The organism is Naumannella huperziae (genome assembly GCF_054073625.1).
Genome location: NZ_JBSXPH010000001.1, coordinates 1,843,148 through 1,858,894 on the forward strand (window position 1 = coordinate 1,843,148; position 15,747 = coordinate 1,858,894).

General features: G+C 69.4%; 15 protein-coding genes and 1 other RNA gene. 12 read left to right on the plus strand and 4 right to left on the minus strand.

What is annotated here, in order from left to right:
- The first annotated feature begins 23 nt into the window (after positions 1 to 23).
- The 9 genes from prfB (at position 24) to ACXDC7_RS08925 (ending at position 10,241) form a co-directional block, all read left to right on the plus strand.
- Positions 24 to 1,136, plus strand: a complete 1,113-nt coding sequence (gene prfB / locus ACXDC7_RS08885) for a peptide chain release factor 2 (protein WP_459221891.1) — start codon at positions 24 to 26, stop codon at positions 1,134 to 1,136.
- Between the two features lie 25 nt (positions 1,137 to 1,161).
- Positions 1,162 to 2,193, plus strand: a complete 1,032-nt coding sequence (locus ACXDC7_RS08890) for a hypothetical protein (RefSeq protein WP_459221892.1) — start codon at positions 1,162 to 1,164, stop codon at positions 2,191 to 2,193.
- The gene (locus tag ACXDC7_RS08895) at positions 2,190 to 3,785 is read left to right on the plus strand and encodes a phenylacetate--CoA ligase family protein (RefSeq protein WP_459221893.1); all 1,596 of its coding nucleotides are present in this window, start codon (positions 2,190 to 2,192) and stop codon (positions 3,783 to 3,785) included. Before ACXDC7_RS08890 ends, ACXDC7_RS08895 begins: the two co-directional genes overlap by 4 nt.
- Before the next feature lie 143 nt (positions 3,786 to 3,928).
- Positions 3,929 to 4,615 carry a cell division ATP-binding protein FtsE gene (gene ftsE, locus ACXDC7_RS08900; protein ID WP_179443883.1) on the plus strand — a complete coding sequence of 229 codons (687 nt, stop codon included), beginning with the start codon at positions 3,929 to 3,931 and terminating at the stop codon, positions 4,613 to 4,615.
- 48 nt (positions 4,616 to 4,663) lie between these two features.
- On the plus strand, positions 4,664 to 5,566 hold the full coding sequence (gene ftsX / locus ACXDC7_RS08905; protein WP_179443882.1) for a permease-like cell division protein FtsX: 903 nt from the start codon (positions 4,664 to 4,666) through the stop codon (positions 5,564 to 5,566).
- Between the two features lie 125 nt (positions 5,567 to 5,691).
- Positions 5,692 to 7,152 carry a peptidoglycan DD-metalloendopeptidase family protein gene (locus ACXDC7_RS08910; protein ID WP_459221894.1) on the plus strand — a complete coding sequence of 487 codons (1,461 nt, stop codon included), beginning with the start codon at positions 5,692 to 5,694 and terminating at the stop codon, positions 7,150 to 7,152.
- 79 nt (positions 7,153 to 7,231) lie between these two features.
- On the plus strand, positions 7,232 to 7,726 hold the full coding sequence (gene smpB, locus ACXDC7_RS08915; RefSeq protein WP_179443880.1) for an SsrA-binding protein SmpB: 495 nt from the start codon (positions 7,232 to 7,234) through the stop codon (positions 7,724 to 7,726).
- A complete protein-coding gene (locus ACXDC7_RS08920; RefSeq protein ID WP_459221895.1) occupies positions 7,726 to 9,561 on the plus strand; it encodes a DUF2207 domain-containing protein in 1,836 nt (611 codons plus the stop codon). Before smpB ends, ACXDC7_RS08920 begins: the two co-directional genes overlap by 1 nt.
- A gap of 86 nt (positions 9,562 to 9,647) precedes the next feature.
- Positions 9,648 to 10,241 carry a DUF1707 and DUF4870 domain-containing protein gene (locus ACXDC7_RS08925; protein WP_179443878.1) on the plus strand — a complete coding sequence of 198 codons (594 nt, stop codon included), beginning with the start codon at positions 9,648 to 9,650 and terminating at the stop codon, positions 10,239 to 10,241.
- Between the two features lie 36 nt (positions 10,242 to 10,277).
- Here the strand turns inward: ACXDC7_RS08925 and ACXDC7_RS08930 are convergent, their stop codons facing one another.
- Together ACXDC7_RS08930 and ACXDC7_RS08935 are read right to left on the minus strand one after the other, a co-directional pair.
- On the minus strand, positions 10,278 to 10,649 hold the full coding sequence (locus ACXDC7_RS08930; protein WP_179443877.1) for an FKBP-type peptidyl-prolyl cis-trans isomerase: 372 nt from the start codon (positions 10,647 to 10,649) through the stop codon (positions 10,278 to 10,280).
- 45 nt (positions 10,650 to 10,694) lie between these two features.
- Complete coding sequence (locus ACXDC7_RS08935) at positions 10,695 to 11,342, minus strand: DedA family protein (RefSeq protein ID WP_459221896.1); 648 nt, start codon at positions 11,340 to 11,342, stop codon at positions 10,695 to 10,697.
- A 179-nt stretch (positions 11,343 to 11,521) separates the two neighbouring features.
- Here ACXDC7_RS08935 and ssrA point away from each other — a divergent pair.
- Together ssrA and ACXDC7_RS08945 are read left to right on the plus strand one after the other, a co-directional pair.
- Positions 11,522 to 11,890: a transfer-messenger RNA gene (gene ssrA, locus ACXDC7_RS08940) on the plus strand.
- A 461-nt stretch (positions 11,891 to 12,351) separates the two neighbouring features.
- A complete protein-coding gene (locus tag ACXDC7_RS08945; protein WP_459221897.1) occupies positions 12,352 to 12,855 on the plus strand; it encodes a hypothetical protein in 504 nt (167 codons plus the stop codon).
- On the opposite strand, the gene ACXDC7_RS08950 is transcribed toward ACXDC7_RS08945, so the two are convergent.
- On the minus strand, positions 12,852 to 13,895 hold the full coding sequence (locus tag ACXDC7_RS08950) for a YbaB/EbfC family nucleoid-associated protein (protein WP_459221898.1): 1,044 nt from the start codon (positions 13,893 to 13,895) through the stop codon (positions 12,852 to 12,854). The genes ACXDC7_RS08945 and ACXDC7_RS08950 overlap by 4 nt on opposite strands.
- Positions 13,896 to 14,063: 168 nt before the next feature.
- Between ACXDC7_RS08950 and ACXDC7_RS08955 the strand changes: the two genes are divergently transcribed.
- On the plus strand, positions 14,064 to 15,170 hold the full coding sequence (locus ACXDC7_RS08955; protein ID WP_459221899.1) for a LacI family DNA-binding transcriptional regulator: 1,107 nt from the start codon (positions 14,064 to 14,066) through the stop codon (positions 15,168 to 15,170).
- Here ACXDC7_RS08955 and ACXDC7_RS08960 read toward each other — a convergent pair.
- Complete coding sequence (locus ACXDC7_RS08960; RefSeq protein ID WP_459221900.1) at positions 15,109 to 15,729, minus strand: nucleoside/nucleotide kinase family protein; 621 nt, start codon at positions 15,727 to 15,729, stop codon at positions 15,109 to 15,111. The two genes, ACXDC7_RS08955 and ACXDC7_RS08960, sit on opposite strands and share 62 nt — an antisense overlap.
- Between the last annotated feature and the right edge of the window lie 18 nt (positions 15,730 to 15,747).

Consider the following 15,747-nt stretch of genomic DNA (forward strand, 5'->3'; position numbering starts at 1 on the left):
CGCGCGCGATAGCATTGCCCGTTGTGGCAGAAGACATCTCCGAGACCCTGACCGAGCTCGACAAGGCGCTGACCTCGATCGAGGCCGTCGTCGATCCCGCGGCGAAGCGGGCGGAGATCGCCGACCTCGAGGGGCAGGTCGCCGCGCCGGACCTGTGGGACGACCAGGAGAACGCCCAGCGGGTGACGTCGCGGCTCTCGCAGTTGCAGGGCGAGGTGGAGCGGGTGGCCGGACTGCGCCAGCGCCTGGACGATGCGGCCGTGCTGGTCGAGCTGGCCGGCGAGGAGGGTGATGCCGACTCGCTCGCCGAGGCCACCCGGGAGACCGCGGCGCTGCGCTCGGCGATCGAGGCGCTGGAGGTGCGTACCCTGCTGTCGGGCGAGTACGACCCGCGCGAGGCGATGGTCACCATCCGCGCGGAGGCCGGGGGAGTGGACGCTGCCGACTTCGCCTCGATGCTGATGCGGATGTACCTGCGCTGGGCGGAGCGGCACGGCTACGGCACCGAGGTCTTCGACACCTCCTATGCCGAGGAGGCGGGCATCAAGTCCGCCACCTTCCAGGTCAAGGCACCGTTCGCGTACGGGACGCTGAGCGTCGAGCAGGGCACCCACCGGCTGGTCCGGATCAGCCCGTTCGACAACCAGGGCCGCCGGCAGACCTCCTTCGCCGGCGTCGAGGTGTTGCCGGTCACCGAGGAGACCGACCACATCGACATCCCCGAAGCGGACCTGCGGGTCGACGTGTTCCGGTCCTCGGGCCCGGGCGGGCAGAGCGTGAACACCACCGATTCGGCGGTACGCCTGACGCACCTGCCGACCGGGATCGTGGTGTCGTGCCAGAACGAGAAGTCGCAGTTGCAGAACAAGGCGGCCGCGCTGCGGGTGCTCCAGGCGCGCCTGTTGGAGAAGGCGCGCCAGGACCGCGAGGCCGAGCTGAACGCGCTGAAGAGCGACGGCGGCAACTCCTGGGGCGCGCAGATGCGCTCGTACGTGCTGCAGCCGTACCAGATGGTCAAGGACCTGCGCACCGAGCACGAGGAGGGCAATCCCGACGCCGTCTTCGACGGGGCGATCGACGGGTTCATCGACGCCGGGATCCGGTGGCGCAAGCAGAGCGAGACCGTCGACGCGTGACCCCCGCCGGGCCTAGCCTCCAGGCGTGCAGTCAGCCGCCGGTGCGTGGGACGCGATCCTTGCCGATGCCCACCGCTACCCCTCACCGCACAACTCCCAACCGATCACGCTGGCCCTGACCGGCCCGCACTCGGCGATCGCGTACTACGACAAGCGGCGGGGCCTGCCCGCGGAGGACTTCGGCGTACCGTTCGGATTCGTCTGCATGGGCGTCTTCCTCGCCCATCTCGAGGTGGCCGCGGCCGGTCACGGGTACGCCGTGGAGTCCGAGCTCGAGCTGGCCGAGATGGATTTCGCCGACCCGCGCCGCCAGCATCCGTTCGCCCGGCTCCGACTGGTCCGCCGGCCCGCCGACGAGCGGGCCCACGACGGTCTGCGGCAGTTGCGCCGGCGGCGTACCTCGCGTCGCCCCTACGACTCCACGCCGGTTCCGCCGGCGGTGATCGCCGAGGTCACCGAGCTGGCCGCGCGGCACGGCTACCGTTTCCGGACCAGCGCCGAGCGCGCGGTGGTGGACAAGATCATCGAGGTGAACGCGGAGACCCTGTTCGACGATCTTCGCCGCGATGCCGTCTACCGCGAGCTGATGGACTGGCTGCGGTTCTCCCGGCGGAAGGCGGCCGCCACCGGTGACGGGCTGAGCGCGGAGACCCTGCTGATGCCCGGCCCGGCGCTGCGGTTGGCCTTCCGGAACCGCTGGTTGTGGCAGGCCCCGGTGATCGGCCCGGCGATCCGTCACCTCTATCTGCGCACCATGACCGGAGTGGCGCAGGTGGGCTGGCTCGAAGGGCCGTTCGCCAGCCTGGCGGACTATGTCGGCGCCGGGCGCTGCTTCCTGGAGGTCTGGCTGGCGCTCACCGCGCACGGGATCTGGCTGCATCCCTACGGCACGGTGATCACCAACCCGACATCGCACCGCCGGTTCGCCGAGCTCGTGGGTGCTCGCGAGGACGACGGGGAGATGGCCTGGATGCTCTTCCGCCTGGGCCGCAGCGCCACCCCGCCCCGCAGCCACCGCCGCCCGGTCGCCAGCATGATCATCGAGGAGCAGTCATGACCGAACCACGCACCGAACGCGGACGGCGGCTGGCCCTGCGGGCGCTGCTCGGGGCCCAGGATCTGGCGATGAAGCAGCTCGTCCGCAACCAGGGTGTGCACACCGCGCTCTTCGCCCGCGGCCTGGCGCCGGTGCGTGCCGAGCTGGGGCGCTACCGCGCCTGGCTCGCCTATGACAACGCCGCGCGGCGGGTCCCGGCGTACCGGGAGTTTCTCGCCGAACAAGGGATCGCGCCGGGCGCGGTCGACGGCGAACCGCCGACGCTGGCCGGGGTGCCCGAGATGGACAAGGCCAGCTACATCAAGCGCTGGAGCGTGCAGGAGCGCTGTCTGGACGGCCGGCTGCCGACGCGCGGTGTGGTGGTCGACGAGTCCTCCGGCAGCACGGGTACGCCGACCAGTTGGGTGCGCGGGCCCGCCGAGCGCAATGCCGTGCGCACCCTGCTGCAGATCGGGTTCCGCGGCACCACTGCCGCGGCCGAGAAGCCGATCTTCATCCTGAATGCATTCTCGCTCGGTGCCTGGGCGACCGGGATGAACATCAGCGCCTCGCTGACCGATGTGGCGATCATCAAGTCGATCGGCCCGGACCGGGACAAGATCATCTCCACGATCCGTGAGTTCGGCACGGGCTACACCTATCTGCTGCTGAGCTATCCGCCCTTCCTCAAGGAGCTCGCCGACGACGACCGGATCGACCTGTCCGCCCACGACGTGATGGCCGGCTTCGGCGGGGAGGGGATGAGCGAGTCGATGCGTGATCACCTGCTCGGCACCTTCGGTGCCGTGGTCGGTTCCTACGGCGCCTCGGATCTGGAGATCAATCTCGGCATCGAGTCAGATTTCACGATCGCGCTGCGCCGCGCGCTGCTGGCCGATCCCGAGCTGGCGGCCGCGATCTCGCGCAGCGAGGAATACGGCGTGACGCCGATGATCTTCCAGTACAACCCCTATGACTACCTGCTGGAGACCAACCAGGCGGGCGAGCTGCTGGTCACCATCACCCGCCCGGAGAACATCAGCCCGCGGATCCGCTACAACATCCACGACCGCGGCCACGTCGCGACCATCCGCGAGCTGGCGCCGGTGTTGCGGCGGCTCGGGCACGCCGCGCTGCTGGACGGCCTGCGGACCGACCTGCCGGTGCTCTTCCTCTACGGACGATCCGACCTGTCGGTCGACTTCAACGGTGCGGTGGTCACCCCCGACGAGGTGCGCGATGTGCTGAATTCCCACGACGACCTGATCGACGCGGTGCACAACCACCGATTGATCAGCTACGAAGACGCCAATGCCGATCGCCGGCTGCAGATCGCGCTGCAGTTGGAGGAGGGTCGGCGGGCCGATGAGGAGACGACGGCGGCCTGGGCGCGCGACGTCTTCGCGGCGCTGCTGGAGCGCAACGGCGACCTGCGCCAGGCGTGCCGGACCGCCGCGCCGCGGATCTGGCCGACGCTCGCGGCCTATGAGTTCCGCACCGGCCCCTTCGCCGCCGACGGCCGGAAGCTGAAGAACGAATATGTCTGGCAGTTGCCCGCCGACGCCGTCGCCGCGGCCGGCCTGGTGCCGGGGGTCGCGGTGACCGACGTGTGAGCGGCCCGGGCGCGCCGGGCGTACCAATCCTGAGATTTCGTTGAGTCTGTGCCTAGACTGACCACGGCCGTTTCCCCTGCCGGCCCGGGCGCTGTGGCGTGCGATCGGCCGGGGTCTTCGTCTAGCCGGCCGAGGGCAACACCGTGATCCGATTCGACAACGTCACCAAGACCTATGACGGTCAGCGCCGTCCGGCGCTGCGCAATGTCTCGGTGGACATCGACAAGGGCGAGTTCGTCTTCCTGGTCGGGACCTCCGGCTCCGGCAAGTCGACGTTCCTGCGGCTGGTGCTGCGGGAGTACCAGGCGAGCTCGGGCCAGGTCTGGGTCGCCGGGCGCGAGCTCGGACAGTTGCCGCGCTGGAAGGTGCCGAAGCTGCGCCGCGAGATCGGAACGGTCTTCCAGGACTTCCGGCTGCGACCCGGCCAGACGGTCGCGGAGAACGTGGCATTCGCCCAGCGGGTGATCGGTAAGTCCACCTCCCATATCCGCAAGGTGGTGCCGGAGACGCTGGAGATGGTCGGCCTGGCGGGCAAGGCCGACCGGCTGGTGGAGGAGTTGTCGGGTGGGGAGCAGCAGCGCGTGGCGATCGCACGGGCCTTCGTCAACCGCCCCAAGATCCTGATCGCCGACGAGCCGACCGGCAATCTCGACCCGGGGACCAGCGTCGGGATCATGAAGCTGCTCGATCGGATCAACCGCTCCGACACCACGGTGCTGATGGCCACCCACGACTCGACGATCGTCGACCAGATGCGCAAGCGGGTGATCGAACTCGACGACGGGGAGCTGATCCGCGACCAGAGCCGGGGTGTCTATGGCACCCAGTGAGTCACCGATCGTCCGCCTGACCGCCCCCCGGAACCCCCAGGACCGCTGATGCGCCACACCTTCTCCGAGACCCTGTCGGGTCTGCGCCGCAACCTCACGATGACCATCGCGGTGATCGTGACGATGTGGGTGTCGCTGACCCTGTTCGGTGCCGGCCTGCTCGCCAACCAGCAGGTCGACCTGATGAAGGACCGCTGGTACGACAAGATCGAGATCTCGGTCTTCTTGTGCAACCAGGCCTCCGTCGGGCCCAACTGCACGCAGGGCGAGAACGTGACGGATGCGCAGCGCCAGACCATCGAGCAGACCCTGCGTTCCAACTCCGAGGTGGCCGAGGTCTACTTCGAGACCAAGGAGATGGCCTACGAGGAGTTCCGGCGCGCCTTCGAGGGCAGCCCGATCCAGGACACCCTGCGGCCGGAGGACATGCAGGAGTCGTTCCGGATCAAGCTGGTCAATCCCGAGGAGTACCGGGGCGTGGTCACGGCGGTCGAGGGGCTGCCGGGGGTGCAGGCGGTACGCGACCTGCACGAGGTCCTGGACCCGTTGTTCGAGTGGCTCGGGGTCCTGCAGTGGGGCGCGATCATCGCATCGGTGCTGTTGCTGGTGGCCGCCGCGCTGCAGATCGGCAACATGGTCCGGGTCGCGGCCTTCGCCCGCCGCCGCGACATCGGCATCATGCGGCTGGTCGGGGCGTCCAACCTCTACATCATGTTGCCGTTCCTGCTCGAGGCCCTGCTGGCGGCCGTGGTCGGCGCGGGTCTCGCATGCGTCACATTGGCCGCAGGGGTTTACTTCCTCATCACCGAAAAGGTTCAAGTCTTGATTCAGGCTTCACCCTGGATCGGCCCGCAACACGTGCTGTGGGCCTGTTTGGGGGTTGCACTCGTGGGACTGCTGTTGTCAATAATTCCGACGCTCATAGCAACGCGAAGGTACCTTCGCGTCTGACCCGGGTCTGACCCGATCAGCCGCGATGTCACCGAACGGATTGGGAGATGACAGTGGACCGGGAACTTCCCCCCGCGGCACACCGGACGCACAGCCGACCCCGGTTGGCAGGCGCCGATCGCCGGATGCCCCGACGTCTCGCCGCGGTGCTCGCGGCCGCGGCCCTGAGCTTCGGGCTCGCCGTGCCGACCGCGCTGGCGAATCCCGCCGAGGACGCCAAGAAGGAGGCCGACCAGCAACTGGGCAAGGCCCGCGACACCCTCGACAACAGCTCGGTGGACCTGAGCGATGCCCAGGCCGCGCTGGACGACGCGCGCTCGCGGCTGAGCCAGGCCCGCGACGAGCTGGAACGCATTCAGGGTGAGTTGGCCGAGGCCCGCGAACGCGACGAGCAGATGGCGATCCGGCTGTCGGAGGCCCAGGAGAAGCTGGAACAGGCAAAGGCCGCCGTCGCCGCCAACCAGGATCGGGTGGACCGTCAGCGCGCGCTGATCGGCGACGTGGTCCGTGACCAGTACCAGCAGCAGAACGGCCTGGTCGGGATGGCGATGGTCGTCGACAGCACCACCGCCGGCACCCTGCAGACCCGGATGCAGTGGTCCACCACGATGTTCGACACCGCCCAGGCGAAGATGGACGCCCTGTCCGAGGCCCAGCGCAAGCTGGAGGCGGCGAAGAAGAAGCAGGCCGAGGCCGAGGAGCAGGCCGAGGAGGACCGCCGGGCGGCGGCCGCGAATCTCGCCGACATGGAACAGCTCGAGGCCGATGCGCAGGCCGAGGAGTCCGCGATCGCCGATCTGGTCGCCACCAACAAGCGGGCCGAGGCCGATCTCGCGGCCCAGGTGCAGAAGGACAAGAACCGGGTCGCCGAGATGGAGGCTGAGTCGGCCGACGCGCAGCGCAAGCTGGACGAGTACGCAGCGGAGCAGAAGAGGAAGGCCGAGGCCGAGCGCAAGGAGCGCGAGGCTGCGGCAAAGAAGCGCGCCGAGGAGAAGAAGCGCGCGGAAGAGGCCGCGAAGAAGGCCGAGGCCGAGAAGAAGGCGAAGTCCGAGCGCGAGGACAAGAAGGACGACGACGAGAAGAAGGACTCGGGCAAGAAGAAGGCCGAGCCCGCCAAGAAGTCGAAGTCGTCGAACAGCCGCAACGCAACCAAGTCCTCCCGGGCCGCGGCGGTCTCACCGATCGCGCCCGGCGACTACCGGATCTCTGCCGTCTTCGGCCAGACCGGACTGTGGGCGCGATACCACACCGGGCTCGACTTCGGCGGCACCGGGACGGGTACGCCGATCCGGGCGGCCAAGGACGGCGTGGTGATGAGCTCGAGCGCCGGCGGCTGGGCCGGGAACCACGTGATCCTGCGGCACAGCAACGGCGAGTCCACCCTCTATGCGCACATGAGCCGCAAGAAGGCCTCGCGCGGCGAGGTGGTGAAGAAGGGTGACGTGATCGGCTACACGGGCTCGACCGGCAACGTCACCGGGCCGCACCTGCACTTCGAGTACTACCCGCGCGGCGCCACCCCGGGCAGCGTCTACTCCGCAAAGGACCCGCGCGCCTGGCTCGGGCGCAACGGCGTGCGGATCTGATCGCCAGAAGCGCCCGCCCCCGGCGATCCCCGGGGGCGGGCGCTTCGGCGTGCGCCCCCCGCCGGGCATGATGGGGACCATGCCGAGGGAACAGGGCAAGACGATGGTCGCCCAGAACAAGAAGGCGCGCCACGACTATGCGATCGGCGACACCTACGAGGCGGGGCTGGTGCTCACCGGCACCGAGGTGAAGTCACTGCGGGAAGGCCGGGCATCGCTCGCCGACGCCTTCGCCACCGTCGACGACGGCGAGGTCTGGCTCCGCTCGGCGCACATCCCCGAGTACTCCCACGGCACCTGGACCAACCACACGGCCCGGCGTACCCGCAAGCTGCTGCTGAACCGCAAGGAGATCGCCCGGCTCGAGCGCGCGCTCGGCTCCTCGGGCACGACGCTGGTGCCGCTGTCGCTGTATTTCAGCGACGGGTACGCCAAGATCGAACTCGCTGTCGCGACCGGCAAGCGCGAGTTCGACAAGCGGCAGACGATCGCCAGGCGCGATGCCGACCGAGAGGCCCAGCGGGCCCTGGCCCAACGCAACAAGCGTGCCGTGACCGGGCGGGGGAGGCGCTGATGCGGATGCTGGCCCGCCGTGTTGCGGCCGTGGCGGCGATCGCGATGCTGGCGCTGCTCGGGCTGACCCCCGGCATCGCCCGCGCGGCCGACGGCGACGTGATCAACGCCTACACGATCGACTACGTGGTCAACGACTCCGGGGTGGTGTCGGTGAGGGCCACCATCGACTACCAGTTCGGCCCGGGCGAGCGCCGGGGCATCTTCTACAACATCACCACGCGCGAGCCCGACCCCGACCGGCCCGGCCAGGACATGGTCTTCCCGATCAAGAACGTCCGGGTGGAGAGTCCCACCGGCGCGCCCACCCAGACCTCGGAGGAGGACTTCGGCAGCGGCCGGGACCGGACCAAGCAGATCCGGATCGGCGACCCGAACCGCACGGTCGACAGATCCGAGACCTACATCATCTCCTACGAGGTCGAGGGCGCGATCCGGCCGCAGGACACCTTCGACGAGTTCTACTGGGACGCGATCGCGCCGGATCCGGATGCACCGCCGATCCGCGACCTGACGATCAGTGCGCGGGTGCCGGGCGGGGCGCGCGACGCCAGTTGTTTCATCGGCGCGGCCGGCTCGAAGCAGACCTGCCCGGCGCAGGTCGACGGCGACGACATCGCCCGCTTCGACGTCGGGGAGGTGCCGGGCGGCGACGGGATCACCATCGGCGTGATGATCGGCCAGGGCCTGGTTGCGGACAATCAGCCGCACTGGGAGCCCGACGGCAGCCAACTGACCCCGAGCCAGCTCACCGGGCTGGGCGCGATCGGGGCGGCCTTCGCCGTCGTGGCCGTCGGCTCGCCGCTGATCGGTCGCGCCTGGTGGCGCCGCAACGGGCGCGACGAGCGGTTCGTCGGGCTGCCTCCGGGCACCGTGCCCACCGGCGGCTCCGCGGCCGCCGTCGCCCCGACCGATCCGAAGATCCAGATCCCGGTCGCCTTCGCCCCGCCCAAGATCCCGGTCGGCGAGGGCGGTTATGTCATCGACGGCAAGATCACCGGCGAGGAGACCGCGGCCACGCTGGTCGACCTGGCGGTGCGTGGGGCGGTGCGCATCCGGGCTGCCGGTCCCCGCGAGTACGACGTCGAGTTGGTCGATCCGGCGAAGATGGCCACCCCCGAGGACCGCGCCTTCCTGCCCGCGCTGTTCCCTGGTCTGCGGGTGGGCGATGTCATCGACCTGGGCCGCACCGCCGCCCTGCACCAGCCGAGCCAGGCGCTGGATTCGGTGATCACCAGTGAGGTACACCGACACGGCTGGTTCAAGACCCCGCCGCGCGCGGGCGGGCTGGCCGGGATCGCGGTGTTGATCTTCGCGGTGGTCGCGGCCGTGATCTTCCTCGGGCCGATCGGCTTCCTCGCCGTCGTGTTGCTGGCGCCGCCGTTGATCACCGTGATGGTGATCAACCACAAGCTCGGCCGCGGCGTACGGACCGCCGCGGGTCGCGCGGTCACCGATCAGGTCGAGGGTTTCCGGACCTATCTGGCAACGGCGGAGGCCCGCCAGCTCAGGTTCGAGGAGGGTCAGGACATCTTCTCCCGCTACCTGCCCTGGGCCATCGTGTTCAACCTTGCCGATCGCTGGCAGGGGGTGTGCGAGGAGGCCATGAAGCTCGGCGTGATCCCGCAGTACACGCCCACCTGGTATGTCGGCTCGCCCGGCTGGGGCTACTTCAACGCCGGCCTGCTGGCGGGCTCCATGCAGAGCGCGAGCGCGCCCCCGCCGCCGCCCCCGAGCACCTCCTCGGGCAGCGGCTTCGGCAGCGGCGGCTCCTCGTTCGGCGGCGGGGGATTCTCCGGCGGCGGTGGCGGCGGTGCGAGCGTCGGGAGCTGGTGAGCAAGCCCAGGGTCTGACCCGATTGAGGGTCGAATAGGGGCACAGCCCGATGGGTCGGTCGCCTCGGCGGAGGCAGGATGGTCGGCATGGGTGCGATGAACGAGTACGCCGGACAGAACCAGCGCGTGGGCCATCTGGAGCGGGAACGGGCGGAGCAGTATCTGTCGGAGGCCTATGCGCAGGGCCGGATCGACGAGGACGAGTTCGAACGGCGGATCGACCGGACGCTGAATGCCCGGACCCGCGGCGACCTGAACGCCGCCTTCGCCGATCTGGTGCCCGTCACCGCGCAGTACTTCGGGCCGCACCCGGCGTACCGCCCGACCCCGCCGCGCGACAGCGTCGAACTGCCCGGTGCGAAGGGCGCCGCCGGTATCGCCCACCTGCTGCCGTTCGTCAGTTGGATCATCGGCCCGGCGTTCGTGTACGCCGTGTCCTCGCCCGGCAGCTATGCCCGACGCGAGGCGGCGAAGTCGTTCAACTGGACGCTGTTCTCATCGGCCCTGTTCTTCGCCCTCGGGATGCTCGGCATCTGGTTCGTGCCCGATGTTCTGCTCGCCCTGGCCTGGTTCGCCTGGGTCGCGCTGACCGTCATCGGCGCCGTGAAGGCATTCGCGGGGGAGAACTGGACCAATCCGCTGCTGCGGGTCATCCCGTGGAAGCCGCTCACCGAGAAGTGAGCCGCGCGCGGCCCGGTGGGCGGTCGCCGCTGATGCTCAGCCCACGCCCCGCAGGTCGCAGACGAAGATCAGGGTCTCGCCCGGCTTGATCACCCCGCCCGCGCCGGCGTCGCCGTAGGCGAGCTGGGGCGGGATCACCAGTCGGCGGCGGCCGCCGACGCGCATCCCCTCCAGGCCGCGGTCCCAGCCCGTGATGACCTGTCCCGCGCCGAGCGCGAAACGCAGCGGCTGGCCGCGGTTGTAGCTGGCATCGAACTCCTCGCCGGAGCTGTACGCCACGCCCACGTAGTCCACCTCGACCATGTCACCCGGCTTGGCCTGCTCGCCCTCGCCGACGATCAGATCGGTGATCTCCAACTCGGCGGGCGGGGGACCTTCGGGAAAGTCGACTTCCGGCTTCTCGCTCATGGCCTCGACCCTAGCGGGTCGGCCGCGCCCCGCGGGGCGGTCGGCTCAGAACTCCTGGTCGCGCGCCTGTGCCTCCGTGGCGGCGCGGTGCCCGCGGCGGGCGCGGATCCGGCGTACCACCCAGATCACGACGGCCGCGGCGACCAGCACGATCACGATCTTCTGGAAGATCGAGGCGTACTGCTCGACGACCGCCCAGTTCGCGCCCAGGTAGTAGCCGGCGATCACGAAGACCGAGTTCCAGATCGCCGAGCCCGCGAGCGTGAGCAGGCCGAACAGGACGGGCGGCATCCGGGTGATGCCGGCCGGAATGGAGATCAGGCTGCGAAAGATCGGGATCATTCGCCCGAAGAACACGGCCTTCGGGCCGTGCCGGTGGAACCAGGCCTCGGTCTTGTCCAGATCGGCCACATCGACCAGCGGCAGCTTGGCCGCCAGCCAGCGCATCCGGTCACGGCCGACGGCCGCCCCGACGGCGTACAGCAGGTACGCCCCGACGACGGAGCCCGCGGTGGTCCAGACGATCGCCTCGAGCACGCTGAAGCTGCCCCGGGCGGCGGCGAAGCCGGCGAGCGGCAGGATCGCCTCGCTGGGGATGGGCGGGAAGAGATTCTCCAGTGCCACCGCGAGGCCGGCGCCCATCGGCCCGATGGTGTCCATCAGGCCGACGAGCCAGTCCACGATCTGATTCATGCGCACTGTCTACCAAGGATTTGCCGTGGGACCATCGCCCCGTGGGGTCGGCCCGGCAATCGTGGGTGACGCCACGGTCCCAGCGGGACTAGACTGGGCCGTTCCGGTGTTGCACCGGATGGACGATCGGTGGGAGTTCTCGCCTCGCGCGAGATCTCGTCGGTCGTGACAACTCAACAGGGGGTGATCGGTTTCGACTCGGGGCGGTAGTCCCAGGAGAAGCGGGCCGAGGATCCAGGGTCAACTCGTTGATGCTCCCTGGAAACCAACAAGTGCCGATTCCAAGCGCACTGACTTCGCTCTCGCTGCCTGAGCAGTGATCGAAGGGTCAGACCGGGGTTAGCCTTCGCTCCGGACCCTGGCCTCATCAAGAAGGCTTGCTGATCAGCCTGCGTCGCAGGGGCTGATCGGGACTTCACTGCGACTGGGCCTGTCGGTGACGTGCTGGCGCGAGCACCGGGGCCAAGAAAACGCTGACACCAGCTGCGCCCGGAGAAGTCCTGGTTCACCCTTCGAGGACGCGGGTTCGATTCCCGCCACCTCCACCTCTCCCGGTTGGGAGCTCAGCGGCGGTTCGCCGGGATTCGTCCCGGCGGGCCGCCGTTTCGTGTGCGCGGGATTCGCAGGTTGTGTGGTCGCGAACCTGATGGTGCACCGAATCGCCGGGCTGGTGCTGGCCTCGTGCCCGGACGTGATTTACGCCGATGGTGGCTCACTGAGCTCTGAGCTGTCGCGCCGCAGAGACGGCTCGCACGAACCTAGGGTCGCGGCGAAGTGTCCGGAGGTAGACCTCGATCGCGCGGTCGATGACGCCCTGGAGTGAGCCTGCACCGAGCAGCGTGCTCGCCACCTCCAGCTCCAGCCGGGTTTCGTCATCGGTTCGGAAGCCGGTTGGTCGCCGAGGCGGGTGTCGGCGCAGCGGCCCGCGTCGCCCCGCATTGGGCGGCCGCTTCGGCGTGTCTGTGTCCATCACACTCGGTTCTCACGGAATTGATGAAACTATGTTTCCATGTTTCTTCCCGACGTGAAAGTGGTTCGCCAGGCGGCCGCTGCGTTGGGATGGGATGGCGATCCGGTGCAGGTCCGGTTCGGCGGCGAGGACGCTTGGGCGCTCGCGTCGCTCACTAACGCGCACCTGGACGCGACACCTAATACCTCTGCACTGGCGAGGGTCGATGGGTCGACCGTCGACGTGTCAGCGGTTCGCATCGCTGGCGTGATCGTCGCTGGAAGAACAACATCGCATGTGGTCACGCGGGCCTCGGTCTTTGCGGGCTATTCGCCCCGCGCTGTGCTGGTCCCCGACGGACCGAGAGTCCTTGCGGTACAGGTCGCGGCAGCCATGCTGGGCCAAGGCGTTGTCGTCGTCTCCGAACGCAGCGCCCGATTACTGAGCCCCGCTGAGCCGACGCAGCTTTGGAGTGCTGACGCCGCCGAAGCTGCCCAACACAGGCTGAGGGAGCGGGTCCACGCCAGTCTGGTTGCCGCTGGCGCTAGTCCCGAAGTCGGCTAGCGCCAGGCGGCGAGCGAGCGCGGCATTGATAGCGCGACCTTGTAGTTGTCTGCCAACCGCATCTCGGTCGCCAATGCGGCGTCGCACGCGGCTCTCCAGGCCGCTTGAGGATCGGCAGCGTTGAGGACCCGGTTACGCAGCGCCACCCAACTGGCGACGTCGTGGCCCTGAGCGTCAGCTCGGACGTCGGCTGGCACCTGAGGCCACTCGTAATTGAACCGCATCAGATCTCGGTCGTCGCAGTGGTCGCAGCCGCACCTCGTGATTCCGGCGCCGTCGAAGGGCTCCAGTGCTGTCAGTCGGATGCCGCGTTGCCACGAAAGCAGTTCCGGGATCCACACCGCCGGGCTCTGTTGTCGCTGGTCGAACTTCTCGCGGGCCGGGCGGCTCATGGGCTGCGGGTGATGACGCCCGGTGGTAGTCAGCCCGATGGCAGCGTGCGCCCCGCCCGCAGCGGCGAACGCAATGGCGTGGACATCAGTTCGTAGCAGTTCGACGCGCCTTTCAGCAGGTGCTGCGGCTTCCAAGACAGCCTGCAATGATGCGACTGCTTCGGCGCCTTCGAGCGGATCGAACTGGTCGGCCAACACGAGACCGAGGGGGTTGTCGCAGTTGCGGACCGCCGCCACAAGCGTGCCGTTGTGCTTGCGCTGTAGCCAGAACGAAGAAACCGATACAACCCGGACAACGTCGTTTGGCAAACTTGAGATGAAAGCAGCCCTGAGGGCAACACTGTCGTTGCGCGCAGCGAACGCGCCTTCCGATCGGATCACCGACAGGCCGAGCTCACGCTGACGACCGATCCAGTCGGTCGGGAACAGGGCCTCGTCGGGGTCGGGGTTCAAGTATCCGGCCGGGTCGAAGTCCACGCCGACAAGATCGCCATTCTTTGCGAGAGTCACGAGGACTTTCGCTCCGGATCGTCCGCTGACCGTAACGTTCCCAGTTCGGTCGCGCACCTGCCGTACCTTCTGCACATCGCCGGAGGTCAGGTAGGCGCCGACCGTTCCGGTCGTCGCTCGCTTCATCGTGATGGACATGGCTGCTCCTCGTGAGCTGGGGTTACCACGGTAGAGGGAGGTGCGGACAGAAGTCAGGGTGAGAAGGTGCCGGCTAGACCGACGCAGAGTTGGTTGCCGAGACGGACCTGCTGCGCCCATTTGCCCCGTCCCGACCCGGTAGCGGCCCGGGTGGGCCACACTGGACCGATGGCCCGACAGATTTCGATGCGACGGGTCGCCGAACGGGCCGGCGTCTCGGTGAGCACCGTCTCCCATGTCGTCAACGGCACCCGCGTGGTGGCGCCCGGGACGGTGGACCGGGTCCGCCGCGCAATGGCCGAGCTCGGCTACGTGGCGCCGGCGGAGGGCTCGCTACGGGCCGGCGATGCGCAGAGCATCGGGGTGGCGATGACCGCGGTCTCCAGCGAGTACTGGGCCGCGCTCGTCGACGCCATCGACCGCGAGGCGGGCCGACACGGATACAACCTGTTGATCGTCGACACCCGCGACGACGCCGAGCACGAGGCGCGGATGGTCGCGAACCTGCTGGCGCACCGGATCGCCGGGCTGGTGCTGGCCCCGTCCCCGGGTTGGACCGCGCACTCGCTGCCCGTGCTGCGCGCCCACGACACCCCGCTGGTGCTGGTCGACCGGCTGCAGCCCGCGCCCTACGACCAGGTCGGGGTGGAGAACCTGGAAGGCAGCCAGGGACTGGTGGGCCACCTGATCACCCACGACCACCGCCGGATCGGGCTGATCACGGGACTGGACGGGCTGACCACCACCGACGAGCGGGTGGCGGGCTACCGGGCGGCGCACGAGCGGTTCGGCGTACCGGTCGACGAGGCCCTGCTGGTCGGCGGCCAGTCGAGCACCACCGGTGGTCGGGCGGCCGCGGCCGCCCTGCTCGACCTGCCCGAGCCGCCGACCGCGATCTTCGCCGCCAACAACGCGATGCTGGTCGGCCTGCTCGACACCTTGTGGGAGCGTCGCCTGTCCGTGCCCGGCGACATGGCCGTGGTCGGCTTCGACGACTTCACCTGGGCCGACTTCATGCGGCCCGCGCTGACCACGGTCGCCCAGCCCTCGACGGCCATCGGCGCCAAGGCGATCCAGCTTCTGCTGGCGCGGCTGGCCGATCCCGAGCGGCGCGCGACGACGGTCCGGCTGCCCGGTCAGATCCGGCACCGGGAGAGCTGCGGCTGCTCGGGACGGCCCCATCCGGGAGCCGGCGACGAAGACCCGGCGGAGGTCAGCCGAGCCGGACGACCACGCTCGTCCGCGGCCGGGTCGCGGCGACCACCTCGGCGTTGACCAGGTCCGGGCCGAGGGTACGCCGCAGCGCCGCGTCGGCGGACCGGCCGTAGGCCCGGTGCCGCGCCGTCAGTCGGTCCCGGCGTACCTCCTCGGCAAGATCGAGGTACCAGATCTCGTGACACAGCTCCGCCACCCGGTGCCACGGCGGCTCGGCCGCCAGCAGGTAGTTCCCCTCGGTGATCACCAACGCGCAGTCCGGGGCCACCTCGACCGCCGACCCGATCGGCTCCTCGATCTCGCGGCGGAACTCCGGCGCCCAGACCGGGTCGGGCCCCCCGGCCCGGAGGCGTTCCAGCAGCGCGACATATCCCGCCGCGTCGAAGGTGTCGATGGCGCCCTTGCGTTCGGTGCGGCCCAGCCGGGCCAGCGCCGAACCCGCCAGGTGGAACCCGTCCATCCCGACCACCACCGCGCCCGGCACGCCGGTCGCCAGTTGGGCGGCCAGCGTCGACTTGCCGGCCCCCGGCGGCCCGGTCAGGCCGAGCACGATCCGATCGCCGGTCGAGCCCAGCCGCCGCGCGCGGTCGAGCGCGCCGGCGGTGTCGAGTTCGATCATGGCGAAACCCTAGACTCG

Bases quoted from the DNA above. Each gene is read 5' to 3' on its own strand.
- ACXDC7_RS08895 (WP_459221893.1), top strand. From the start codon at position 2,190: ATGACCGAACCACGCACCGAACGCGGACGGCGGCTGGCCCTGCGGGCG.
- ftsX (WP_179443882.1), top strand. From the start codon at position 4,664: ATGCGCCACACCTTCTCCGAGACCCTGTCGGGTCTGCGCCGCAACCTC.
- ACXDC7_RS08910 (WP_459221894.1), top strand. From the start codon at position 5,692: ATGCCCCGACGTCTCGCCGCGGTGCTCGCGGCCGCGGCCCTGAGCTTC.
- smpB (WP_179443880.1), top strand. From the start codon at position 7,232: ATGCCGAGGGAACAGGGCAAGACGATGGTCGCCCAGAACAAGAAGGCG.
- ACXDC7_RS08920 (WP_459221895.1), top strand. From the start codon at position 7,726: ATGCGGATGCTGGCCCGCCGTGTTGCGGCCGTGGCGGCGATCGCGATG.
- ACXDC7_RS08925 (WP_179443878.1), top strand. From the start codon at position 9,648: ATGGGTGCGATGAACGAGTACGCCGGACAGAACCAGCGCGTGGGCCAT.
- ACXDC7_RS08930 (WP_179443877.1), bottom strand. From the start codon at position 10,649: ATGAGCGAGAAGCCGGAAGTCGACTTTCCCGAAGGTCCCCCGCCCGCC.
- ACXDC7_RS08935 (WP_459221896.1), bottom strand. From the start codon at position 11,342: ATGAATCAGATCGTGGACTGGCTCGTCGGCCTGATGGACACCATCGGG.
- ACXDC7_RS08945 (WP_459221897.1), top strand. From the start codon at position 12,352: ATGTTTCTTCCCGACGTGAAAGTGGTTCGCCAGGCGGCCGCTGCGTTG.
- ACXDC7_RS08950 (WP_459221898.1), bottom strand. From the start codon at position 13,895: ATGTCCATCACGATGAAGCGAGCGACGACCGGAACGGTCGGCGCCTAC.
- ACXDC7_RS08955 (WP_459221899.1), top strand. From the start codon at position 14,064: ATGGCCCGACAGATTTCGATGCGACGGGTCGCCGAACGGGCCGGCGTC.
- ACXDC7_RS08960 (WP_459221900.1), bottom strand. From the start codon at position 15,729: ATGATCGAACTCGACACCGCCGGCGCGCTCGACCGCGCGCGGCGGCTG.